This is a genomic window from Rhodococcus sp. 21391 (genome assembly GCF_016772255.1).
GTDB classification, from domain to species: domain Bacteria; phylum Actinomycetota; class Actinomycetes; order Mycobacteriales; family Mycobacteriaceae; genus Rhodococcus_F; species Rhodococcus_F opacus.
This window is the reverse complement of sequence record NZ_CP063782.1, coordinates 462,123-483,581: the sequence shown is the minus strand read 5'-3', so window position 1 is coordinate 483,581 and position 21,459 is coordinate 462,123. Positions and strand designations below refer to the sequence as shown.

The 21,459-nt window shown below is 65.8% G+C and carries 22 protein-coding genes and 4 pseudogenes; 10 read left to right on the top strand and 16 right to left on the bottom strand.

The genetic code is table 11. From position 1 onward, the window contains the following. Positions 1-39: 39 nt before the first annotated feature. The 5 genes and pseudogenes from GO592_RS46045 to GO592_RS36885 form a co-directional block, all read right to left on the bottom strand. Positions 40-1,068 (bottom strand): nucleoid-structuring protein H-NS, encoded by a 1,029-nt coding sequence (locus GO592_RS46045; RefSeq protein ID WP_202715283.1) that lies wholly within the window; start codon positions 1,066-1,068, stop codon positions 40-42. Positions 1,069-1,736: 668 nt separating this feature from the next. Next, positions 1,737-2,048: a hypothetical protein gene (locus tag GO592_RS36900; protein WP_202715282.1), complete on the bottom strand. Its 312-nt coding sequence runs from the start codon at positions 2,046-2,048 to the stop codon at positions 1,737-1,739. 47 nt (positions 2,049-2,095) lie between these two features. Next, positions 2,096-3,772, bottom strand: coding sequence for a CopG family transcriptional regulator (locus GO592_RS36895; protein WP_202715281.1), 1,677 nt, complete (start codon positions 3,770-3,772; stop codon positions 2,096-2,098). Between the two features lie 160 nt (positions 3,773-3,932). After that, a complete protein-coding gene (locus tag GO592_RS36890) occupies positions 3,933-4,151 on the bottom strand; it encodes a hypothetical protein (protein ID WP_202715280.1) in 219 nt (72 codons plus the stop codon). 98 nt (positions 4,152-4,249) lie between these two features. Beyond that, positions 4,250-4,624 (bottom strand): annotated as a pseudogene (locus GO592_RS36885) (PDDEXK nuclease domain-containing protein); the annotation flags it as partial. Between the two features lie 319 nt (positions 4,625-4,943). On the opposite strand from GO592_RS36885, the gene GO592_RS36880 reads away from it, so the two are divergent. The 3 genes and pseudogenes from GO592_RS36880 to GO592_RS36870 all read left to right on the top strand — a co-directional run. Further along, complete coding sequence (locus GO592_RS36880; RefSeq protein WP_007298607.1) at positions 4,944-6,077, top strand: site-specific integrase; 1,134 nt, start codon at positions 4,944-4,946, stop codon at positions 6,075-6,077. After that, entirely contained in the window at positions 6,074-7,009 is a 936-nt protein-coding gene (locus GO592_RS36875; protein WP_007298608.1) for a tyrosine-type recombinase/integrase, read from the top strand. Before GO592_RS36880 ends, GO592_RS36875 begins: the two co-directional genes overlap by 4 nt. Next, positions 7,006-7,857: pseudogene (locus tag GO592_RS36870) on the top strand (tyrosine-type recombinase/integrase); the annotation flags it as partial. The gene GO592_RS36875 and the pseudogene GO592_RS36870, both read left to right, overlap by 4 nt. Positions 7,858-8,142: 285 nt before the next feature. Here GO592_RS36870 and GO592_RS36865 read toward each other — a convergent pair. The 4 genes and pseudogenes from GO592_RS36865 to GO592_RS45090 form a co-directional block, all read right to left on the bottom strand. After that, positions 8,143-8,283: pseudogene (locus GO592_RS36865) on the bottom strand (PDDEXK nuclease domain-containing protein); the annotation flags it as partial. Positions 8,284-8,327: 44 nt separating this feature from the next. Next, positions 8,328-9,593, bottom strand: a complete 1,266-nt coding sequence (locus GO592_RS36860) for an IS256 family transposase (protein ID WP_202715279.1) — start codon at positions 9,591-9,593, stop codon at positions 8,328-8,330. A 69-nt stretch (positions 9,594-9,662) separates the two neighbouring features. After that, positions 9,663-10,235, bottom strand: a pseudogene (locus GO592_RS36855) (DUF1016 N-terminal domain-containing protein); the annotation flags it as partial. 88 nt (positions 10,236-10,323) lie between these two features. Next, positions 10,324-10,461 carry a sigma factor-like helix-turn-helix DNA-binding protein gene (locus GO592_RS45090; protein ID WP_007296746.1) on the bottom strand — a complete coding sequence of 46 codons (138 nt, stop codon included), beginning with the start codon at positions 10,459-10,461 and terminating at the stop codon, positions 10,324-10,326. A 1-nt stretch (position 10,462) separates the two neighbouring features. Here GO592_RS45090 and GO592_RS45085 point away from each other — a divergent pair, with 1 nt between their 5' ends. Together GO592_RS45085 and GO592_RS36845 are read left to right on the top strand one after the other, a co-directional pair. Further along, positions 10,463-10,660 (top strand): hypothetical protein, encoded by a 198-nt coding sequence (locus GO592_RS45085; RefSeq protein ID WP_237737278.1) that lies wholly within the window; start codon positions 10,463-10,465, stop codon positions 10,658-10,660. 124 nt (positions 10,661-10,784) lie between these two features. After that, positions 10,785-11,327 carry a helicase associated domain-containing protein gene (locus GO592_RS36845; RefSeq protein WP_007296747.1) on the top strand — a complete coding sequence of 181 codons (543 nt, stop codon included), beginning with the start codon at positions 10,785-10,787 and terminating at the stop codon, positions 11,325-11,327. A gap of 116 nt (positions 11,328-11,443) precedes the next feature. Here GO592_RS36845 and GO592_RS36840 read toward each other — a convergent pair whose 3' ends face one another. Continuing rightward, positions 11,444-12,157: an HNH endonuclease family protein gene (locus GO592_RS36840; RefSeq protein WP_007296748.1), complete on the bottom strand. Its 714-nt coding sequence runs from the start codon at positions 12,155-12,157 to the stop codon at positions 11,444-11,446. A 639-nt stretch (positions 12,158-12,796) separates the two neighbouring features. Between GO592_RS36840 and GO592_RS36835 the strand changes: the two genes are divergently transcribed. The 3 genes from GO592_RS36835 (at position 12,797) to GO592_RS36825 (ending at position 14,053) form a co-directional block, all read left to right on the top strand. Further along, positions 12,797-13,021: a hypothetical protein gene (locus GO592_RS36835; RefSeq protein WP_007296749.1), complete on the top strand. Its 225-nt coding sequence runs from the start codon at positions 12,797-12,799 to the stop codon at positions 13,019-13,021. 58 nt (positions 13,022-13,079) lie between these two features. Beyond that, positions 13,080-13,319: a hypothetical protein gene (locus tag GO592_RS36830; protein WP_007296750.1), complete on the top strand. Its 240-nt coding sequence runs from the start codon at positions 13,080-13,082 to the stop codon at positions 13,317-13,319. Positions 13,320-13,561: 242 nt separating this feature from the next. Further along, positions 13,562-14,053: a hypothetical protein gene (locus GO592_RS36825; protein ID WP_202715277.1), complete on the top strand. Its 492-nt coding sequence runs from the start codon at positions 13,562-13,564 to the stop codon at positions 14,051-14,053. A 112-nt stretch (positions 14,054-14,165) separates the two neighbouring features. Here the strand turns inward: GO592_RS36825 and GO592_RS36820 are convergent, their stop codons facing one another. From GO592_RS36820 to GO592_RS36805, 4 genes are all read right to left on the bottom strand, one after another. After that, positions 14,166-15,248, bottom strand: a complete 1,083-nt coding sequence (locus tag GO592_RS36820; RefSeq protein WP_202715276.1) for an IS630-like element ISRjo2 family transposase — start codon at positions 15,246-15,248, stop codon at positions 14,166-14,168. Positions 15,249-15,400: 152 nt separating this feature from the next. After that, positions 15,401-16,840: an ISNCY-like element ISRjo3 family transposase gene (locus GO592_RS36815; RefSeq protein WP_011599295.1), complete on the bottom strand. Its 1,440-nt coding sequence runs from the start codon at positions 16,838-16,840 to the stop codon at positions 15,401-15,403. A 530-nt stretch (positions 16,841-17,370) separates the two neighbouring features. Continuing rightward, positions 17,371-17,616, bottom strand: a complete 246-nt coding sequence (locus GO592_RS36810; protein WP_011599296.1) for a helix-turn-helix transcriptional regulator — start codon at positions 17,614-17,616, stop codon at positions 17,371-17,373. An 822-nt stretch (positions 17,617-18,438) separates the two neighbouring features. Continuing rightward, positions 18,439-18,759, bottom strand: coding sequence for a hypothetical protein (locus tag GO592_RS36805; RefSeq protein ID WP_202715275.1), 321 nt, complete (start codon positions 18,757-18,759; stop codon positions 18,439-18,441). A gap of 157 nt (positions 18,760-18,916) precedes the next feature. On the opposite strand from GO592_RS36805, the gene mihF reads away from it, so the two are divergent. Next, a complete protein-coding gene (gene mihF / locus GO592_RS36800) occupies positions 18,917-19,228 on the top strand; it encodes an integration host factor, actinobacterial type (RefSeq protein ID WP_105423711.1) in 312 nt (103 codons plus the stop codon). Positions 19,229-19,537: 309 nt separating this feature from the next. Here mihF and GO592_RS36795 read toward each other — a convergent pair whose 3' ends face one another. Both GO592_RS36795 and GO592_RS36790 read right to left on the bottom strand, forming a co-directional pair. Beyond that, on the bottom strand, positions 19,538-19,864 hold the full coding sequence (locus GO592_RS36795; RefSeq protein WP_007298015.1) for a hypothetical protein: 327 nt from the start codon (positions 19,862-19,864) through the stop codon (positions 19,538-19,540). Next, complete coding sequence (locus GO592_RS36790; RefSeq protein ID WP_007298014.1) at positions 19,861-20,127, bottom strand: hypothetical protein; 267 nt, start codon at positions 20,125-20,127, stop codon at positions 19,861-19,863. Before GO592_RS36790 ends, GO592_RS36795 begins: the two co-directional genes overlap by 4 nt. 173 nt (positions 20,128-20,300) lie before the next feature. Here GO592_RS36790 and GO592_RS36785 point away from each other — a divergent pair, with 173 nt between their 5' ends. Further along, positions 20,301-21,281: an ATP-dependent DNA ligase gene (locus tag GO592_RS36785; protein WP_007298013.1), complete on the top strand. Its 981-nt coding sequence runs from the start codon at positions 20,301-20,303 to the stop codon at positions 21,279-21,281. Positions 21,282-21,459 lie beyond the last annotated feature (178 nt).

Genomic DNA, 21,459 nt, shown 5'->3' with positions numbered 1-21,459 from the left:
GGTTCAGGCCCTTATGGGCATCGCGCACCGGTAAGTACATCACTCATTACCGGCCGCCGCCGCCTTCCTCACGGGTGCCTTCCCAGCGGCCTTTTTCACAGGCGCCTTCGCAGCGGCCTTCTTCGCCGGCACCTTCGCAGCGGCCTTCTTCGCGGGCACCTTCGCAGCGGCCTTCTTCGCGGGCACCTTCGCAGCGGCCTTCTTCGCGGGCACCTTCGCAGCGGCCTTCTTCGCGGTTTTTGCAGCGGTCTTTTTCGCCGGCGCCTTCGCGGCCGCAACCTTCCTCACGGGCGGCACCTCGGACGGCACCCGTTTGGCGATTGCCTTGGCACCTCGCTTGGCGCGGGTCGTCTCCGACCGGGCCGGATTGGCGGCCGCAGCCTTCCTTACGGGAACCTTCCCGGCCGCAGCCTTCTTCGCGGGCACCTCCGCGGCAGCCTTCTTCGCGGGCTCCTTCACAGAAACCTCCTTGGCGGGCGACGTCTCGGACCGGGCGGCCGCAGCATTCCTCAAGGGCGGCGTCTCGGACGGCACCCGTTCGGCGATTGCCTTGGCACCTCGCTTGGCGCGGGTCGTCTCCGACCGGGCCGGATTGGCGGCCGCAGCCTTCCTCGCGGGCGCCTTCCCGGCCACAGCCTTCGCAGGTGCCTTGGCGGCAGCCTTCTTCGCGGGCGCCTTCACAGAAACCTCCTTGGCGGGCGACGTCTCGGACCGGGCGGCCGCAGCATTCCTCAAGGGCGGGGTCTCGGACGGCACCCGTTCGGCGATTGCCTTGGCGCCTCGCTTGGTGGGCCGCGTCTCCGACCGGGTCGGATTGGCGGAAGCGACCTCCTTCGCAGGTGACTCGGCTACAGCCTTCTTCGCGGGCGGCACCTGGGACGGGGTCGGCTCCGACTCAGGCTTGATGGTGATCTGGGGTTCCACCTCGAGTCCGGCTCTGGCTTCCTCCGACGTCTGCGTCCGTTGCCGCCGCTTGCTGCTCGTAAAGGACCAGGCGCCCTCACCCGCGTTCCGAAGAACCGCGACTGCATTTCTGGCGGCGCGCGCGGCACCGCTGATAACGTTCATGGCCAACTCCGCTAGCCTTCCGCAGTCATGGCCGCCGACGCACGCGCGGCCTCCTCGGACGTATCCATCACCGCATAGACTAATCGTGAATGTGAGTCAACGAGCGACCGGCAGAGTGTGCGGTGCATATCGGCAAGGAATACGGCTAACACAGAACGCCTCCTTGACCCAAACTGCGTGCACCCGTTTATGATTCATTCTCACTCACACTCCCTGATTCACACCTGTCGCTCCCGATGCCCGCTCGGTCGAGTGTCTGTCAGACAATGTCGGAATGTCGTCACGCAACCAGGCTTCCCGCACAATCTCGTCCCGAATCTCGCGTCGAGGCCGAAATCGGACCCGAGTCCGTGGCCTCGACGCCAAGCAGCGCGCCCAGATCCGCAATTCGGTCACCGTCCTGCACCACTGAGAATCATCCCCGAAAGTGGGATGTGTCATCTGAGCGTTATCACCTCCGGGTCAGTGGAAGGGCGTGGAATCCCACCATGCGCATACTCCGTTCGCGATGGGCATGATTTCGGGGAAACCAATAGGCCAGGTCGAGCATGACAACCACCTCCTCCTGCCTTGGAGTTCCCGCGGCGCCGCGCCGGCACGTCCGGGGCGACGGGAGGGGACCGCGCCAGGGAAAGTGCCATTTACGCAGGTCACGGGGGCACCGGCTGCTATCGGAGGTGCACAGTTGCGGTGAACCCGTAACTCACAGGCGGGCAGAGCGAGACGGACGGCAGGAACGTGGGCACCTCTGGCCCCCAGGCGTAGTACACGTTGGCAGGGAATCCGAAGATCAGGCACACCATCTCCACTTGATGGGTGTTCGCGGAACCCGGGGCACGTCGACATCGCACGAGGATGAACCGTTGCACGGTGCACCCCGGCGGGTCCAGCGATGGTGCCGCGTGTGCGGGTGCCGCGGTCAGGGACAGAGCGGCGGCCGTCGTCGACGCGACGAACGCGAGACGCAGAAACCGAGACATGGGTCCTCTGGTGATGCGGGGCCCGACCCACCATCTATTCTCGCAGCTCAGGTGTCGCTACCGCGGCCTCTCCGACGGATCTTCTCGCGGCGGGCATGTTTGGCCAGCAGGTGCTTCCGGCTGTTCGGAGCGCGGAACATCTCGTCGAGCATCCGGTCTTCGATGTTGTTGTGGAAGCGGAGGATGCGTTTGGCCGCCAGATACACCAGTTCCTGGCGGTTCGAGCCGAGCCGGTCGGCGAGGGCGTCGAGGTGCGCGAGGAGTTCGTCGTCGAGGGCGACGTCGACTCGGGCGGTACGGTGCGCCGGGCGCAGGTCGTGCACGGGCGCAACGTTTTCCAGGTCGCCAGTGAGGTCGCCAGAGTTGTCCAGAAGCCGGCGCACCGCGACGCGCACGAGCGCTGAGCTGAGCCGTGTGCCGTGTCGTTCGGCGAGCCGGTCGATGTCGCGTCGGGCCGACGGGCGAAGGGACACTCTGAACTTCTCGTCGAGCCCGGACACGGCGGCCTCGTCGATCAGCGCCGGCCGGTAGTTGCCGGGGGCGGCGAGGAAGCGGTGCACCGCAACCGCGACCAGGTCCCGCGGCGACGCCTCGTGGCGGGTGGCGAGGGCGCAGAAGCGGGCGGCCGTGGGAGGGTCCAGTTTCAGGGTGACCGGGTCGTGCGGGAGCGCGCGGGCCTGGGCGGCGGCCCGGCGTGCCTGCGCCAACGCCTCATCGGCGTGCGGGGACCCGATGAGTCTGCGAATTCCGACGCGGAGCAGCGCGGAGACCCGGCGGGGACCGTACTCGTCTGCCAGCTCTTCCAGGCGGCGTTTGGTGTCCTCGTCGAACCGGAAGACGTGCCGGCGCCCGAACGGGTTCCCTTGCGGACTCGGTGCTCGAGTGGGCGTGTGGGCAGGTTGGTCGGCGGCCGCGGCCTGTCGGCGGCGGGTGTCCCGGGCGAGGAGCCTGGCCCGGTTGGCGTCCCCGCGGTAGATTTCCTCGGTCACCGCCTTCTCGAGGTCCCGCGGGTTCGCCAGGAGCTGGCGGGCGGCCAGGCGGATGAGTTCGGCTCGGTCGGAGTCGAGCTGCCCGGCGAGGGTGTCGAGTTGGTCGCGCAGGTCGTCGTCGAAGTGCACGTTCGTGCGAGGGCCGAGGGCTTCCGGGGTCAGGTCGCGGGCGGTGCCGATCGTGGCCAGGTCGGCGGCGAGGTCTCCCGGGTTGTCGAGGAGTCGGCGGACCGCGACCCGGATCGCTGCGGCGGTGAGGGCGTCGCCGTTGCGGCTGATCAGCTTTTCGAGGCGGACCAGTGTGGAGCGGTTGAGGTACACGCGGGTGCGGTAGGTCAGATCGGTGCGGGTGTCTTCGCGGAGCACCGGGTGGCGGAATCGTCCTGCTGCGGTGAGGAAGCGGTGCAGTGCGACGCGGACGATCGCGCTGCGGTCGGTGTGGAACTCCTGGGCGAGTTGGTTGAGGCGAGTGTTGGTGGCGGGGTCGAGGTCGAGGGGTCTTTCCGCCCAGGGGATGCGGCGGGCGTCGGCGGAGGCGCGGCGGGCCTGTGCCAGGACTTCGGGCACCCGGTCGGGGTCGGCGAGAAGTCGGCGGGCGGCGACCCGCACCAGCGCCCCGAAGCGGCGGGGGCCGATGTCGGCGGCCAGCTCCTCGAGGCGTTGTTTGGTGGTCGGATCGAGCCGGAGCGGGATCGGATCTCCCACCGGTACGCGGCCCATGTTTGTCTCGCTCATCACCGGCCATTGTTCCGGTACGTCCGGGGACCGCGAGTCGCACCCCATGTCGCCCGCCGCCGCCATGATCGGTCACGGCGCCTCGGCGAGCCGGAATCTGCGAAATGTACTGTGCCTCAGCATCCGGGGCGGGTGCCGGGGTCGCGGGAGTGTGACTGGCTCAGGAGTGGTTGAGCGGTGTGTACGGGGCCGGGGGCGGCGGGGTGTACTGGCTGACCGGGACGCCGCCGATGGTGCCGAACTGGTCGAGGTCCATGCGGAACACGATTCCGCGCTCGGGATCCCACTCGTAGGTGCCGAAGCCGTTCTCGGTGTGCTGCGGCGCATTGTCGGCGGGCTTGGTCTGGTTGTCGTCGCTGCTCGGCGCGGGTTCCGTCATGTCACCAACTTTACAATGCTGAATTGTTATGTCGCAATCCGGTTCGGATGGCTCATTCATATCACTGGCTCGGCCCCGGTTGGCCGATATCAGCGGGTTCACTGATCGGTGTCGGCGCGTGGTGACGGGGTTTCCGCCAGGTGGGTGAGGGTCTCCCCCACTGCGGAGGCGAGTTCGTCATCGGTGGGGACCAGTTCCCTCACCGGCGCGGGCAGGGTGTCGTAGGTGTAGTCGGCGACCGCCAACGGTGCGGTGGTTCCAGCCAGGGAGTAGCGGACGACGTTGTCATTTCGTCCGGCGCACAGCAAGATCCCGATGGTCGGCGCGTACTGGTCGTGGTCGCGCAAGTTGTCGTCAATCCAGGACACGTAGAACCCGAGCTTGCCGACGTACTCGGGTTCGAACCGACCTACCTTCAGCTCGACCACGACGAAGCGGGCCTGGATCCAGTTGAAGAACAGCAGGTCGATGAAATTCCGAGGTCGGAATTTTGTCGATTATTCCGATTCCCGGGTTATGCCGATCTGCGCGTAGGCCCTGCGCTGACGACGTGTTTTCGGAGCGGTTGTCGGAATAGTTCCCTCAAACCGCTGACCATCTCCGGCCGATAGCGCGCTGCCGGGTCATGCCGTTGTGTTGGTTGCGGACGTTCCGATGGAGCGTCCGTGACCGTCACGATGGAAGGACGAGACCATGGAACCAGCCATGTCTGTGTTGGTGGACGGAGTGTTGACGGCAGCCCGGGGTGCCGGACTGACTGAGGCATCGCTGAAGTATCAGAGGAGCTGTTGCGTGACCGTGGCACGGTACTGCACCGACCACGCGATCGACGAGTACAACGAGCAGGTCCGCGACAGGTTCCTGGCCGAGCAGGACACCCGACTGCAACAGGGCAGCATCGGTCCGGTGTTCCGGTCGTCGCTGGAGAAGACAGCGAACATGCTGCTCGAGTTCAAGCTGGCCGGGAAGGTGGCATGGCGCAGGCGGCGTCCGATGTCGACACAGCTGCCATCACGCTTCGAGACGGCCCTGCGCTTGTTCGACGAGTCGCTCTCGGGAACCCTGGCCGTCGGATCGGTCGAGTTTGCTGTAGGCGAGATCAGGCAGCTGCTTACTCATCTGCGTGACCGTGGCCATGACAGCTTCGGCAGTGTCGGGCTAGACGACGTGCGGGGATTCCTGATGGCCGTGGCCCCGAATCACCGGTCGGGCATGGGGAACACCGTGTGGGCGGTCAAGCGATTCTTCAGCTTCCTCAACGACTTCGAACTGTCCGACCTGCCAGTGCACGCGATGTTGTCACAGGTCTCACCGAGACGGATTCGGACCTTGCCGCGCTTCACCCAGGACGAGGTCGCCCGGCTGCTAGCAGTGATCGACACCGCGACGGCCGTCGGCAACAGGGATTACGCGATGGTACGACTGGCCGTGTCGACAGGGCTGCGCTGCGGCGACATCACCGATCTGCGGTTGGAGAGCATCGACTGGCGACGCGATGAGATCAGAATCGTGCAGCGAAAGACCGCGGCCACGCTGGCGCTGCCGCTCACCGCCGAGGCGGGCAACGCGGTCGCCGACTATGTCTTGAACGCCAGACCTGCCTCCGATGCACCCGAGGTGTTCCTGCGCGCCAACGCTCCGCACGTCAAACTGACGGGACCGACGGGCGCGTTGATCATGAGACGCTATCTGGCCGCGGCGGGCATCCACCACAAGGCCGGCGACGGAAAGACGTTCCACGCGTTACGTCGCACCCTGGGCACCAGGCTGATCGAGACCGGTACGGAACTGCCGATGACCGCCCAAATTCTCGGTCATGCCCGAATCGACTCGTCGAAACGCTACATCGCCTTGGACACGGACTCGCTGCGCGAGTGCTACCTGCCCTTGACCGGCTTTGGATGCCGGGCGGAGGCGCTGCAATGACCAACTACACCAGCGCGTTCGCCTCCCATATCACCGCAATGCTGGAGCTGAGGGACTCGCTGGGCCTCTACACGGGCCCGCTGCCGTTCGTGATGCAAAACTTCGACCGATTCTGCCTAGCCAAATATCCCGACACCACCGCCCTGACCCGGGAACTGGCCACCGAGTGGTGCGACGAGGGCAAGTCGGCGGGCGGGTCAGGCTACAAGATGCATGCCATCCGGTCTTTCGGCAAATGCCTTCAATCCGTCGGTGCCGATGCGTTCGTGATGCCGTCCGCCTGGATCGGCAAACCGGCCAGGCGATTACCGCACATGTTCACCGACGACGAGCTGGAACGGTTCTTCAACGCGTGTGACCGGATCGGACCGTCGAAGCTGAGCCCGTACCGCGAGCACATCATCCCTGTTGTGTTCCGCCTCATGCTCGGCTGCGGGCTTCGACCGCAGGAGGCCCGGCGCCTACGCCGCGCCGACGTCGACCTCGACACCATGGTGCTGACCGTCGTCCAGGGGAAGCGCCGCAAAGACCGCCTCGTCCCAGTCGGCGACGACATGACCGAGCTGCTGGCGAGGTTCGACCGGCTCGCCGACGTGCGCCAGCCCGATCGCGAGTGGTTCTTCGAACAAACCTCCGGCCGGCCCTACCCGCCCCGCTGGCTGACCGCGCAGTACCACCGCGTTCGGGCAATAGCCGACGGGGTCGCCCCCGGCTCGACGCCCTACACGCTGCGCCACAACTACGCCACCCGGACACTCGCGCGCTGGGTCGACGAAGGCCGCGACCTCGGCGTCTGGTTGCCCTACCTGTCCGCCTACATGGGCCACGCCACCTACACAGCCACCGCCTACTACGTCCACCTGCTGCCCCAGCGGATCGCCGCGACGGGCCTGACCAGCGCGGACGGGGTCATCCCGGAGCCGCCGCTATGAGCACCCCGGCCGACACCTTCCTCAAACACCTGCGCGACTGGTTCACCGTGTTCCTGCCGAGGCAACGCGCCGCCAGCCCCCACACCATCGAATCTGCCCGCCGCGCCTGGAACATGCTCCTGAGCCACGTCTGCGACACCGGCGGCATCCCCGTCGACAAGATCACCTTTCCGATGCTGGACCGCGCCTGCATCACCGGGTTCCTCGAACAGACACGTGCCGAACGCAACTGGACAGCGGCAACCTACAACCAGCGCCTCGCCTGCATCCGGTCGTTCTTCAAATACGCCGCCACCGCCGAGCCGACACTCGCCATCCACCTCGCCGATCTCGCAGGCATCCCGCTGATGAAAGCGCCCGCCACCAAACCCGTCTCCCACATGAGCCAGCAAGCGATCAAAGCGCTCCTCGCCCAACCCGATCCGACCATACGGACCGGACTGCGAGACCAGTTCTTCATGATCTTGATGTATGACACCGCCGCCCGCGACGCCGAGATGCTCTCTGCCGCCATCGGAGACCTCGACGCGACACGTCTCACCATCGACCTACTCGGCAAGGGATCCAAACCCCGCCGCATCCCCATCACGAAGGAGACCGCCGCCCACTACAGGCGCTACACCGCCGCGTTCCACCCCGACCCCCAGCTTGGCGACCCGCTGTTCTACACCATCCACAGCCACCGCAAGAGGCGCATGTCCGACGACAACGCCGCCCGGATCATTCGCCAGCACGCCCAAGCCGCCCACCGAAAATGCGCCGAAGTGCCCGCCGGAGCGCACCCCCACATGCTGCGCCATTCCCGAGCCATGCACCTCTACCAGGCAGGCATGCCGCTCGCCCTCCTCACCGAGTGGCTCGGGCACGCCGACCCTGAGACCACACTCATCTACGCCCACGCCGACACCGAAATGAAAACCGTGCCATCCAGAAGGCCACCGCCAACGGCGCCCCGACACCCCAGCCATCCCAGGCTGTCTGGCACGACAACGAAGACATCCTCAACCGGCTACTCGGACTCAGATGACCGCAATATCCCGACACCCAACCAACCGAAACCAACATCACCCCAGGCTGCAAGCACAAAGCAGCCGCTCGACACCGGGCCTCGGAATAACCCGGGAATCAGAATAATCGATGTAGAAGTCGTCACCGTCGACGTCGAAGTGGTACTGGCGGCCGACGAACGCGAAGCCGTGACCGAGCTCGAGCAGGAACCGTTCCAACCGGGCCATCAGCGCGGCCTCGAGCTCTCGCTCCGCGACCCGATCGGTCGGGACTGTCAGAACATCGGTGGATCCAGTTCTGGCGCATGAATCTAGATCACGGTTGGGGTGATTCGGCCTTCGAATGTGATAGCAAACGCGTTGAGGGCCGGCTTCCACCTCGTCACCCATCGTGCTCTTCCCTTACCCGTCGGGTCCAGTGACCGGGTGGCGAGGTAGAGGCACTTGAGCGCGGCCTGCTCGCTGGGGAAGTGGCCCCTCGCCCGCACCGCCCGCCGGTAGCGCGCGTTGAGGGACTCGATCGCGTTCGTCGAGCAAATGACCCGGCGGATCTCGGGGTCGTAGTCGAGGAAGGGCACGAACTCGCTCCAGGCGCTTTCCCACAGCCGGACGATCGCCGGATACCTCGGCCCCCATTTGTCGGCGAACTCGGTGAACTGCTCCTTGGCCGCGGCCTCGTTGACAGCGGTGTATATCGGCCGCAGGTCCCGTGACATTTCGTCCCAGTACTGACGCGATGCGTAACGAAAGGTGTTACGCAAGAGGTGAATCAGGCAGGTCTGCACCACCGTGAGTGGCCACACGGTAGTGATCGCGTCGGGCAGTCCCTTGAGTCCGTCGCAGACGGCGATGCACACGTCTGCGACCCCGCGGTTGCGGATTTCCGTCAGGACGGCGAGCCAGAACTTGGCCCCCTCCCCGCCGTCACCTGCCCACAGCCCGAGGATCTCGCGTTCCCCGGCGGTGGTGACGCCGATGGCGACATAGACGGGCCGGTTGGCGACCTGACCGTCGCGGATCTTGACGTGGATGGCATCGATGAACAGCACCGGATACACCGGGTCGAGGGGACGGACGGACCATTCGGCCATCTCCGTGAGGACCTTGTCGGTGATCTTGCTGATGGTCTCCTTCGAGACCGATGCGCCGTAGACGTCGTCGAAGTGTGCTGCGATTTCGCCTGTGGTCAGGCCTTTCGCCGAGAGGGACAAAATGATTTCGTCGACCCCGGTCAGGCGTCGCTGCCGTTTCTTGACGATCTGCGGATCGAACGAGGCATCGGTGTCTCGTGGCACCTGGATCTGTACCGGTCCGATTTCGGTGAGCACGGTCTTCGTCCGCCTCCCGTTCCGGGAGTTTTCTCTGTTTCGTCCCGCGACGTGGTGTTTCTCGTAGCCGAGGTGCTCGTCCATTTCGGCTTCGAGTGCGGTTTCGAGGACGTTCGCGGTGAGCTGGTTGAGTAGTCCGTTCGGTCCGACCAGCTCGACGCCCTCGGCTTTGGCCTGGGCCAACAGTTGTTGGGCCAGCTTCTGGTGGTCAATCTTCGACTGATCCATGTGATCAAGTGTTTCGGTCATCGTCTTGCCTTCTCGCCAAGAGAACTCGGCGTGTCGGCCAGATCCAGTTCAACCGTTATCCCGACAGTCCCGATCGGTCAGATCCAGGAAGTCGAAGACGTACGGGTCGCGGACCAGTTGCTGCGCCAGGTCGGAGTCACCGGTGGGCAGGTGGTCGGTGAAGTTCGATGGTGCTGCCCCGATCCGCTGGTCGAGTCGGTTGCGGATTTGATGGGATAGGACGTTGCGGGACCAGCCCCGCTCGAACGCCGCGGCCGCGTACCAGTCGCGGGAGTTCTGGTCGTCGAGCCGGTCGACGAGCACGGTCACGTGTCCCCACGGGATTTGTCCAACAGCTTGTTGGACGAATGCGCTCCGGGGCCAGGCCGAGGCGATCTTCCGCATGTAGTGCAGATTGCTGCGGGAGAACCCGCGCATCTCGGGGAACTCGGACCGCAGGTCGACGGCAAGTCGGTCGATGACCTTGCTCCCCCACCCCTCGGCTGCCTGGCGGTCCAAGATCGCGCGGCCGATGTCCCAGTACAGCAGGAGCAACTCGGTGTTGACCACTCGTGTGGCCCGGACCCGGGCCTGCCGGACCTGGGTCTTGAGGTGTTCGAGGAAGTCGCGGTAGTCGTCGGGCAGCAGTGGAGAATCACTCACCCGCCCATCCTCCCGTACGACCGGAAGCACGAGGGTTAGGCACCGCCGATACGTACCGTGCGTCGCGGACGAATCTCCCGTGGTCGACTCACGGGTCGATCGCCGGTGCGAGGAGTGTGGCCAGTTGTTTGCGGGCGCGGTGGATTCGGGTTTTCACGGTTGCGACGGTGACGCCTTGGTGTTCGGCGATGTCGGCGTAGGGCAGGGAGGCGAACTCGGCGAGCACGATGGCGACGCGGAAGTCTCCGGGGAGTTGGGCGAGGGCGGACCGCGTCGATGGTGGTGATTTGCTCGTCGAATCGGGGTGCGGGGTCTTCGAGCAGGATGCCGTATTCGCCGTCGGTGTCGTCGAGGCTGTCGGTGTTCTTGCGGCGTCGGACGACGGCGAGGGCGGCGTTGGCGGCGATGCGGTGCAGCTCCAGTAGCGCATCCCCCCTTACATTCGGTTGGATAATCCTGCTTTCTTGCAGAATCGTCAAACCGATTGACATACTTGGAATAATGACAAATTCGAAGACGTGCGACGGTTTTCGGAAGGATGCGATATCAATGCACGCCACCCAGTCCGCAGCCTCTCCCCTGCAGCACTACCGCATTTTTCGGCGTCAACATCCTCGCACTGCGATTCCGACCGACTACGTCACCGAAGACGGCTTCCGACTGGGGCGTTGGCAGGAGCGCCAGCGAGTTGCCCGCATGCTCGGCACCCTGCCGCCCCAACGCATCGCGCAACTCGATGCGATCGGGTTCATGTGGAGCGACGATGACGATGTCCCCGTTCCGGCTGTGTCACGTGCCGACAGCAAGCAGCGGAGAATGCTCACCGAAATCGCTGCGTACCGCGAAGAGCACGGCAACGCGCTGGTGCCCGCGAATTATGTCACCGCCGACGGCGAACAGGTCGGTCAGTGGCTGTATCGGGCGGTCAAGAAATGGCGTGCCGGAGCATTGCCCGACGAGGAGCGTCGTCCGCTCGCCGCTCTCGGGGTCTCCCCCGGTCCACGGCCGCGGGGTCCACGAGCGTCGGCACAGCACACCGGAGCGGGAGTCCATCGCCGCGACCGGCGGCCTTCGGCTCGAGCACGGAGCTGAGCGCGAATCCGCTGGCGGAACATCCGTTTCCGCAGCCGGATGAGGTCCTCTCTTACGTCGGGGGCAGCGCTGGTGGCCACCACTGCCCCCGCGGCCGAACCCAGGGGTGGGTGTCGTTAGCAGGAGTGCAGGACCTGGCTCATCGCGTCCTTCTCGGCCTGCGTCACCCACAGCCGGTAGAGGGCTTTGACGTCGATCTGCCGCGAGACGTAGGTGCACCGGTATGCCTTGTTCGGCGGCAACCACGATGCGGCGTCGGAATCGGACTTCTGCGAGTTCGTGGGGCCGTCGACGGCCTGCAGGTTCCGGGGGTCGTTGGCGAGGTCGCGGCGCTGCTCCGGGCTGAGCTGCTGGGCACCCTTCTGCCACGCATCCGACAGGGCGACGACGTGGTCGATCTGCACCGCGGTGGAGGTGTCCTGGCCGCGAACGAACGCGATGGTGGTGCCGGCGTAGGTGTCGTGCAGGGTTCCGGTCGCCACCACACAATCCCGGGTACTGGTCTTGTAGGTCAGGTCGACCAGGTCGCGGCGGAGGATGTCGTTGCGGGTGTCGCAGCCGTTGTGGCCGCCCTCGACGCTGTTGTCGTCGGACCACGACGGGCCGAACTGTTCTCGCGTGTATCCGGTCTTGGGGGCGCGTCCCTTGACCGCCAGGGTGTCGAGCTTCGCCAACGCCGGTGCCGCATCGAATACCGGTGCGGGGGTGGCCGGGGCGCCGCCGAGTGAGCCGGTGCCCGGATCCGCATCGGCGATGGCCGAGCACCCCGACAGACCGAGGACGGATACCGCAGCGAGAGCGAGGAAAGCGGCCCGGGGGCGATGGCGCATGGTGTCTGTTCTCCTGTTACCTGTGGGGCTGTTGTGATTGCAGTATTGCGGGTGCCTCTGACATCTGTGCGAGTGCTACCGACTGAGGCGGACCCGGTGACGGAGTGGTTTGAAGCCCGTCGATGATGCCGGATGTTGCACTCCGAGCCGCCAGCGAAGGAGGGTAGGTCAGGGAATGTTCGAGATTGTCCAGCAGCCTGCTGGACAATTTCTACAAGGATGGGACCGGCTTGCTGCTGCTCGCGTCCCAGCGAGTATGACGATGCGCCACGATGACCCGAATCTCGACGCCTGATCCCGGCCCGGTGCTCGCCTAGGCCTACCGGACAAATCATTAGCACTCCACCATGGAGAGTGCTAAATTCGTCATACTCGGTGACACGATCAGTGAGAAGCCGCTGGGCCCAGTCACAGTCGCTGGTTACAGGTGCAGTGCACTTGTTACCGGGTTGGGGCAGTGGCTGGAAGGTGATTGATTGGCACATCCGGCTTCGCAACATCGATGACCGGGCCACCCGACGTACTGGAGGAGGATCAGTGACCGACGCTACCTCGCGCCCATCAGGTGTCACCAGTGACGGGTGTTCCTCCGGGCGCGCACGCCGTCGAGCGCCGTGTGATGGATCGCGGTTGCCCTCCGTGTCGATTTTCCTGGGGGCGTTGTCCATCGCGTCGTTCTGGGTGGTCGGACTCGGGTTCGTCCTGGGTGTGAGCGCCGTGGTGTGTGGCGCTTTCGCCACGTCCCGGTCCGGCGTAGCGGACGATGAGTCCGCATCGCTGCGGGCGTTGCTCGGAGTCGTCGCCGGAGTCGCGGGGATCACGGTGTCCGCGATCGCGCTCTTTCCGGTGCTGGAGTACCTGTGACCCGCGCATCAGCCTTTACACCTCCTGCCCTCGGCTTTTGGAAGGATCCCCACCACCCGTGACCGTCGTCCCCGGCCCGCATCTGTCCGCCACGCGTACCACCCTCGATACCGGGCGCGACGACCCCGCGGCGTCCGACGCTGCGCTCCTCGAGTGCTGGCAAGCGGGTATCGGCGTGACCATCGGCTTGGCGCTGCTGACCACCCTCGTGTGCACCGTCCTCGGATCCTTCCCGCTGGCCCTTCTCGCGCTCGTCGCGGTGGCCGGCACTGCCGGCCTGATCACCGCCGCCCTCTGACACTGCCTGCCTGCCCCGTCCGCCGGCGTGTGTGTTCCGGTAGTGCGCGGTGTCACCCCGCATCCTGCGTTCGTCGTGCTCTTGGAGCTGGAGCGGACACGACCCTCTTCGGCGACAGCACAGGGGTCGGCACCCTGCTCTCAGTTACCGGGCTGTAGGTCTCGTTCTCGAATCGTTCTCGCGGGGAGGGACTCTCAGGAAATTCACAGACACCGCGGGGCCGAGTGATGCGACGATGAAGCATGCGCCGCCATCGTTGGCCGGCCCTCGTGCCGCCCCCAACCGGAGGGATCACCGTGCACGCGGGCATGCCGATCGTGGCCGAGGACGACCTCACCCTCGAACTGTCCGCCGCGACCGCGTTCGCGTCCGGGCTTCTGCTGCGGTTCGCACTGTGCGTCACCGGTGTCCGCGCCGACTTCGTGCGTTACGAAACCCGGCCCCTGACCGATCCCCAAGATTGGTCGGCGCAGTGGTCCTATCTGGCCGTGCGCATCCTCGCCGACGACCTGGGCGGGCTCGCTGATCCGTTCCACCCGGTCCCCGACTCCGGCCCGGAGGGATCCGGGCCGTATCGAACCACGCCGCAGTACTGGATCGGCACTTACCCGACCACCGGATCGCTGACCGTCACCACCGGTTGGCCTCAGGTCGGACTCCACCCCACCTCGGTCACTCTCACGCTCGGTCCCAGCCCCTTCCCCACCACCTTCGGGTCCGATGCCCGCCGGTGACGGTGTCCGACTGCGCTCAGCGAGGAAATGTTCAGCCGCTGGTGACGATTCCTGGCTATCGGAACTCTACCCGGGGCCACTCTGCTAGCTATCCTAGTGGTGTGTCTCTGATTTAGCTGATCTTTTCCAGTGCGACGCGGCCGCGCGCAACCTTGACGAGGATGGATTCGGCGGTCGCGGTCCATTCGTACGGTCGGGGGCTTTCATTGTGGGCATCGAGGTATTCCTCAATGGAGGCGATGAGGTGCGGTACGGAGTGAAAGACCCCGCGCCGCAGAGCTTTATCTGTCAGCTCTCGGAACCAACGTTCGACGAGATTAAGCCACGAGGAGGAGGTGGGAGTGAAGTGCAGGTGGAACCGTGGATGCTTATCGAGCCAAGCCCGGACCTTCTCGTGCTTGTGGGTGGCGTAGTTGTCCAGGATCAGATGGATCTCCAAGTCCTTGGGCACCTCACGGTCGATGGTGCGCAGAAATCTCAAGAACTCCTGGTGACGGTGGCGCGGCAGGCACTGGCCGATCACCTTGCCGGTAAGGACGTCGAGCGCGGCAAACAAGGTGGTGGTGCCGTGACGCTTGTAGTCGTGGGTCATCGTCTCGCCGCGGCCCTTGATCATCGGGAGCGAGGCCTGGGTCCGGTCGAGGGCTTGCACCGACGACTTCTCGTCCGCGCACAACACGATCGCCCGCTCGGGCGGGTTCAGATACAGACCGACGACGTCGACGAGTTTGTCCTCGAATCGTGGATCGTTCGACAGCTTGAACGTCTCGACCCGGTGCGGCTTGAGTCCGCGAGCGGACCACACCCGCTGGACGGTGTCCTTCGAGACCCCGACCACCTCGGCCATCGTCCGGCAACTCCAATGAGTCTCGCCTTTCGGGCGGTAGTTCTGCGTCAGGTCCACGATCTCATCGATCTTCTCTTGCGGGATCGAGGGCTTGCGACCACGACCCTTGCGCACCTCGCCCAACCGCGCCATGCCGTCCTCGGCGAACCGCACCCGCCAGTTCGCCACCGAGCCCGGCGATACCGACAACGCCTGCGCGATAGCCGTGTTGGCCACACCCTCGGACGCCATCAACAGTGCCTTAGCCCGCACCACCTCACGGTGTGCACCCGACTGCGACCGCGCCAACGACTCAAGCAAAACGCGCTGCCCATCGGAAATCTCCAAGGCGGGTACCGGATGCCTCATATAGGGATTCTATCGAAGAGAACCAGAATTATTTGCGAGACACACCACTAGCTACTTCGACCTGAAAAACGAGGCGCCCCGGTGAGCATGATTCGGCCGTTCTCGGCCGGTCGGGATTGGGTTGGCCGCAAGTCCCCCCGATCCGCGTCCTTTCACGCTGCCAGGGTGCTGATCTTGACCAGGTTGTGCGCCAGGACCCCGTGGCCGACCCAGATCTTGGCGCCTTCGGTGCTGTCGATGCGGGTGCGGTCCCAGCCATATCCACGTTTGAGGGCGCTGATTCTGCCTTCGACTCCGGTGCGCCACTTGATTGTTCGTCGGAACGCCGGGCGGTGTTCCTCGGCTCGCCGGTCAGCTGAGGGTTTGCCCTTGCGGGGGATGACGACGTGGCGCACGCCGAGGTCACGGAGGTCGTCCTCGACGGCCTTCTCGCCGTAGCCGCGGTCGGCGGTGACCGTGCGGGGTGGCCGGCCGGCGCGTGTGCGGACCCGATCCACGGCTGGGGCCAGCTGGGGTGCGTCGGCCGGGTTGCCGCGTTCGACGTTGTGGTCCACGATCACGCCGTCGTCGCCTTCGACGAGCTGGGTCTTGTGGCCGAACTCGACCGGTTTGCCGAGCCGTCCCTTGGCGATGGGCCGGGCGTCGGGGTCGTGCAGGCTGACTCGCCGGGTGGCTCCGTCCGGGGTCTGCCCGGCCAGCCGCTGTCGGGTCTGCGCGGTGATCTGCCGGGTGGCGGTGACCAGGTCCTCGAGGTCGTCGATGGCGCGGGCCAGGCGTCCGCGCCGGCGGCCCGCGGCCCCGTCGTGCTCGCCCTGGGCCTTCCGGGCTGTGGCCTTGGTGCGTGCCCGGCGCAGCGCGTGTTTCGCGTTGGTCAGCAGCCGTTCGGCATCGGTGGCGGCGGTCTCGGCCAGGTCGGCCAGCTCCCCGGTGGTGCGCCGGACCGCCGCCAGGGCCTCGTCTCGGCCGGCGGCGCTGCGCGACCGCAGCTTGAAACCGATCGCGTGCGCACGCCTGCCCGCCGCACGGGATCGGTCCCGGACCGTGGTGCGTGTCGCTCCACCGGCGGCCTGGATCCGCTTGCCCGTGACCGCGATCCGTCGGATTGCCTTGGCCAACAAACCGGAGTCGGTGGGGTAGGACACGTTGCTGGGCACCACGGTGGTGTCGGCCCGCAACTTGGTGGTGCGCAGCACCTTGGCCTCGGTGGCCTTGGCCAGCAACGCCTCGTTCAGCCCGACCACCGCCGCCGCGCCACAGCGGGTGGTCAGCTTCATCAACGTCGTCGGGTGCGGCACCGACCCGTCCAAGGGGATCCGGCAGAACCGGCGCCAGGTGAACGAGTCGCTCACCTCGCGGCACAGGCTCTCGTAGCCGAGCCGGTAGCGGAACTTGAGGAACATCAGCCGCAGGTAGGTCTCCATCGGCGTCGACGGACGACCGATCCGCGGGTCGAAGTACGGAACGAACGGTGCGAAGAACGCCGGATCATCCAACAGCGCATCCACTCGCTCGAGCTCCGCGGGAAGCCGCAGCAACTCCTGCGGCAGCACCGACTCGAACAACGACGGTTGATCGCCTACGGTACGGAACACGATGGCCTCGATCCCTTCTAGCCCAACGGGTTGAGGCCATTGTTCCGGTTCAGGACTGGCTGATCACGTACCGCCACACCCCGACTTTTTCAGGTCGAAGTAGCTAGGATTGCATTGTGTCAGATGTCGACCACAGGTTCGTGCACCACACCCTTAACCGAGCGTCCGCCGCCATCCTTTGAGAAACCACCCATCTGCCCCAATGGCTTTCACCAGATGATCCCAACGCGCGCCACTCTCGCCACTTTCGTCACGGTGATGCAATTCGAGCGCCGGCGGCCGTACCGCTCCTTCGGGCGCCCACGACGAACAGCCGACCCGTGAAGCCGCGGAAACACTCTCGACCTACACGTGCGGCCGTAACGCCATCTCGCGCACCGGATGCACGTCGAGCATGCGCCCACCTCCGCCTGTGTACACCACCACTTCCCCGCGCCGTCCCGCTGGCGTAGTGCGGACCGGCCTTCAGGTGTGGGCGAACGCCCGTGGACCGGCCTCCAGGTCTTCGACGTCGCAAGAGGGAAACGCGATCACTCGGCGCGGCGCCGACGCGGTTTGCGGATATCGGTGCGCGCGCCCTGACCCGGCCTGTTGTTCGCCCACTTGACGATTTCCGAGCGCTTCCACAGCGGGGTGCGGCCGATCTTTTCCACCGGCGCCGGCGCTTGCCCGCGGGAGACGTATCCGCGGAACGTCGAGACTGACAGTTCGGTACCGGTTTCCTCCTTGATCAGGTCGATGACCTGATCGGTGGTCAGTCGATGCGGGTTGGCCATCTGGTGAGGGTCCTTCCTGTTCATCGCCCGTCGACGATGCGGCGAGTAGTCCGGTTGCCGCAGCCTGGGGGGTCGACCGGCAGACGGGCTGCGATACGACGTCTCAGGCGGTGCGGAACTTTCCTCGACATGACTCTACAACGGCGTGCTGTAATGCTCACGCACGCGTTCAGTGGTCAGATAGCGGTCCATTCGGCCCGGATCCCGCTCGTGGGGCGGATGTTTTCGTCGTTGTTACCGCAGGGGTGTGGCCCGGCATCGGGGGGGTGATGCCGGGCCACAGGGGGGTGTTCTGGAAACAAAATTGGGGGGATGTTCACCAGAACGCCCATCAGTCTAATGACTGCCCGGGACGATTACGTCGCGGGGTCAGGCGGATCCGGGCAGCACGTTTTTCGAGGTTGCCCGATCTCCCGGACGAGGAGATTGCGGGCATCTCGCGCCCCAAGTCACGCCCGACTGCGCCTCCGCGTGGCTGTGGACTCGATGTCGAGAGCGACGAACGCCATTCGGGATCATCGAGTGGATCGTTCCTGCCATATTTGCTGCGCTGCCGTCGATGTCGAGCCGAGCCAGGAGGCGGTTGATTTCGGATCCGAGTGACCAACCCCCTGCCGCGGTTGTTTCGACCAGCGCGGCATATCTGGGTTGCGCACTCGATGTTCGGTGAGTGGCGGTTGGGGGTCATTCATTCCCTGCCGTCCGCGGGTGGCCGCGATGAGGAACAGGTCGTCGGCGTCTCACTGGATCCGAGTGCAGCAGATCGTCACCGGTACCTCACGCAATGTCCACCGCCGGGCGGGTAGGAACGCAGTAGATGGGTCAGGCCTGGTCGGCGGCGGTGACGGCCGCTGCGGGGCACCAGTGGGTGACCTCGAGACTTCCCAGCTTGTTGCCGGTGGGGATGGTGAAGGTGCACGATGCGAGCCATTCGCCGCGGGAGGTGCGTGCCCAGGCATGGAGCATCCCCGGGACTTGGACGTCGAGGTCGAGGCCCTCGGCGCGGACTCGAAGGGGAAGGTTGTTTGCGGCGCGGCCACCGTGGTGTGCCATTGCGGCAGAGACGTCGATGGTCACCGGCCGCGGTGGGCGCACTTCCCGCCACGGTTTCGGGTCGTACACGGCTCTCCATCGTTCGAACATATATTCGATTCTAGTGTTACCCTCGGTTGTGCCGCCAGCGGTTGGCGAGGGAAGCGCCGACCGCTGGCGTCGCCTTACGTCGGCGCCAACGTTGAATGGCGCGATCCCTATCCGAGGCCGGCTGACTGGGCCGGTCAGAGCAGTAAGGAGTCCATTGATGGCATTGCCCGTTCTGACGCCCGAGCAGCGCGCTGAAGCATTGGAGAAGGCCGCTGTGGCCCGGAAGGCGCGCGGGGAACTTCTCGCCGCGGTCAAGTCCGGTGAGCTCACGGTCTCCGATGTGCTCGCGAAGGCGGAAACCGACGAGGTTGCGAAGAAGACCAAGGTGTCGGCTCTGGTGAAGGCGCTTCCCGGTGTCGGTCCGGTGAAGGCGGCGCAGATCCTCGAGGAGCTGTCGATCGCTGAGACCCGGAGGATCGGCGGTCTCGGGACGAATCAGCGTCACGCGCTTCTGGGGATCATCGCCTGACTTGCTCGCGGTGGTCGGCCCGCCTGCGGACTCCCTCCGAGGCTAAATGTCGGTGGGACGATCTATTGTGACGATCGCGACGAGCAACAGGTCGCCACTCACTGCCAGACCGGTGACTCGTTCCCGGTCCTGATCTGCGGGGTTCCGCAGATTGGTGTGTGGCGACCTGTTGCTCTTTGCTTTCAGCGGCGATGGTCCAAACCGAAGATCGACCTGGTGTCTCCTCCACCTACTCGGCCGCGCCTGACAACCTGATCGGTAACGGCGGACCCTTCGGACACTTCCGGGGCCGATCCGCTGCGTGTGGGTCTACCTCCGCGGTTGCTGCGCCCATTCCCGGATGAGCTGGTCAGCCAGGTGGTACACCGCCACCTCGTCCGGGATCCCGACCCGGGTGGCGAACTCGCGGGCCGCGAAGAACGCCCGAATCTCGTCGTTCCCTGATGCGCGGTCTCGGTGCAGGACATTGTGGCGTGCTTCGGCGAGGTCTTCGAGCACCAACCACTGGAAACGGTCGAGGGTGGCCGTGATCTCGGCTATCCGTGCCCTCTCCGACCGGCTTCCGCGCCACCGGTTCGCCAGGTCCGAGCCAGCGGACAGGACGCCGAGGACGACGGCGCAGACCGCAGTGATCATTCGGCTCCCCGTCGCGCGGCCGGCGCCTTTGTCGGTTCCTTGGTGACCGCGACCAGGGCACAGGTCGCCGTGATCGCGCCCACGAGTGTGAGCAGCAGGGACAGCGAGAGCTGGGACGCGGTTATCGCACCGACGGCCGTGGCCACGAAGGCGAGCACGGCGAGCACCCAGAGGGCGCGGGCCGCTCCGGTCTGGTGTTTGATCTGGGCGGTTGAGCCGCCGACGACCAGCAGGGCGCCGAGCCAGAGGGTCCAGGTGGTCATGGGCGGGGCGGGTCCTTCCGAGGTGGGCGGGTGGAGTCTCGTGGGACAGGGTGGCATGCCGCCGGCGGCCGAGCGGAACGGCGGGTCGTGGGCGGCCGTGTGGTCGTGTCGCACTCGCGCCGTGAGAATCGGAAGGGTCGTCTCAGCTGCGGATATGGGCGCACAATCGGCCTATGCGGCTGATTGCGCCGATGTTGGCCACTCCGGGTGAGCTCCCGGAGGCAATGGACGGCGGCTGGGCGGCGGAAATGAAGTACGACGGGTGCCGCGTCGTGGCTGCGGTCGGCGGCGGCGCGCCGCCGGTGTTGTGGACCCGCAACCTCAACGTGGTCACCTCCTCGTACCCGGAGGTGACCGAGGGGTTGACCGACGTGTTCGGAGGTCGCGGCCGCATCGTGTTCGACGGCGAGGTCGTGGCCCTTGCCCAGGGTCGGCCGTCGTTCGCGCGGTTGCAGAAGCGGATGAACACCCTGCGCCCAACCACGGCCCTGCGGCGGCAGGTGCCGGTCACCTACCTTCCGTTCGACATTCTCTCTGCCGACGGTGGCGATTTGATGGCGGCTCCGTATCTGGAGCGCCGTGCCGCTCTCACCGACCTCGGTCACGACCTGCACGGGGTCGGCGTGCCCGTGCAGATCCTGCCGCACTGGGAAGGAGTGGACGGTGCCGTCATTCTGGAGGCCGCCAGGAATTCCGGGATGGAGGGCGCGGTTTTCAAACGGGTGGGGTCGCCCTATCTACCGGGTCAGCGCACCCGGTCGTGGCGGAAGGTTCTCCTGCGCACGAGGAGCTCTTGCTTGATTGTTGGTTGGATCGCGGGCGGGGGTGCACAGCGCAATATGGTCAGCTCACTCGTCCTCGGTGCCTACGATGACCAGGGCGTTCTTCGCTACGTGGGCAGTGTCGGGACCGGATTCACGATGGCCGTGCGCCGCCAGCTGAAGGAGAAGCTGGCCACCCTCGAGCGCCGCACCAGCCCGCTTGGAACCGATGCACCGGCCGCGGAGGAGCACGGGATCGTGCGCTGGGTCGAACCGGTGATCGTCGTGGACGTCGCGTATCGCGAATACCAGCCGGGCGGGCTGCGGCATCCCAGCTTCAAGGGACAGCGACGAGACCTCGATCCGGGGTCGATCACCCGGGATTCACTGTGACGGAACGTATCCGGGCAAACGGAAGCCGCTGTCGCCTTCCCCGGTGATAGCGGCTCCTCATCCCCTTCGCCCGGGAACGCTACGCACTGTAGGCCTTACCCGGCTAGCGGGACGGTGACGCCATATCGCCTCTCGGCAAGTGGTCGCTCGCAGCGACTTTTCTGGTGTGGTACCCGGG

What these genes read in the sequence shown, in the direction of transcription:
- GO592_RS46045 (WP_202715283.1), bottom strand. Translation starts at nt 1,068, where the DNA reads ATGAACGTTATCAGCGGTGCCGCGCGCGCCGCCAGAAATGCAGTCGCG.
- GO592_RS36900 (WP_202715282.1), bottom strand. Translation starts at nt 2,048, where the DNA reads ATGTCTCGGTTTCTGCGTCTCGCGTTCGTCGCGTCGACGACGGCCGCC.
- GO592_RS36895 (WP_202715281.1), bottom strand. Translation starts at nt 3,772, where the DNA reads ATGAGCGAGACAAACATGGGCCGCGTACCGGTGGGAGATCCGATCCCG.
- GO592_RS36890 (WP_202715280.1), bottom strand. Translation starts at nt 4,151, where the DNA reads ATGACGGAACCCGCGCCGAGCAGCGACGACAACCAGACCAAGCCCGCC.
- GO592_RS36875 (WP_007298608.1), top strand. Translation starts at nt 6,074, where the DNA reads ATGACCAACTACACCAGCGCGTTCGCCTCCCATATCACCGCAATGCTG.
- GO592_RS36860 (WP_202715279.1), bottom strand. Translation starts at nt 9,593, where the DNA reads ATGACCGAAACACTTGATCACATGGATCAGTCGAAGATTGACCACCAG.
- GO592_RS45085 (WP_237737278.1), top strand. Translation starts at nt 10,463, where the DNA reads ATGGCGACGCGGAAGTCTCCGGGGAGTTGGGCGAGGGCGGACCGCGTC.
- GO592_RS36845 (WP_007296747.1), top strand. Translation starts at nt 10,785, where the DNA reads ATGCACGCCACCCAGTCCGCAGCCTCTCCCCTGCAGCACTACCGCATT.
- GO592_RS36840 (WP_007296748.1), bottom strand. Translation starts at nt 12,157, where the DNA reads ATGCGCCATCGCCCCCGGGCCGCTTTCCTCGCTCTCGCTGCGGTATCC.
- GO592_RS36825 (WP_202715277.1), top strand. Translation starts at nt 13,562, where the DNA reads ATGCGCCGCCATCGTTGGCCGGCCCTCGTGCCGCCCCCAACCGGAGGG.
- GO592_RS36820 (WP_202715276.1), bottom strand. Translation starts at nt 15,248, where the DNA reads ATGAGGCATCCGGTACCCGCCTTGGAGATTTCCGATGGGCAGCGCGTT.
- GO592_RS36810 (WP_011599296.1), bottom strand. Translation starts at nt 17,616, where the DNA reads ATGGCCAACCCGCATCGACTGACCACCGATCAGGTCATCGACCTGATC.
- GO592_RS36805 (WP_202715275.1), bottom strand. Translation starts at nt 18,759, where the DNA reads ATGTTCGAACGATGGAGAGCCGTGTACGACCCGAAACCGTGGCGGGAA.
- mihF (WP_105423711.1), top strand. Translation starts at nt 18,917, where the DNA reads ATGGCATTGCCCGTTCTGACGCCCGAGCAGCGCGCTGAAGCATTGGAG.
- GO592_RS36795 (WP_007298015.1), bottom strand. Translation starts at nt 19,864, where the DNA reads ATGATCACTGCGGTCTGCGCCGTCGTCCTCGGCGTCCTGTCCGCTGGC.
- GO592_RS36790 (WP_007298014.1), bottom strand. Translation starts at nt 20,127, where the DNA reads ATGACCACCTGGACCCTCTGGCTCGGCGCCCTGCTGGTCGTCGGCGGC.
- GO592_RS36785 (WP_007298013.1), top strand. Translation starts at nt 20,301, where the DNA reads ATGCGGCTGATTGCGCCGATGTTGGCCACTCCGGGTGAGCTCCCGGAG.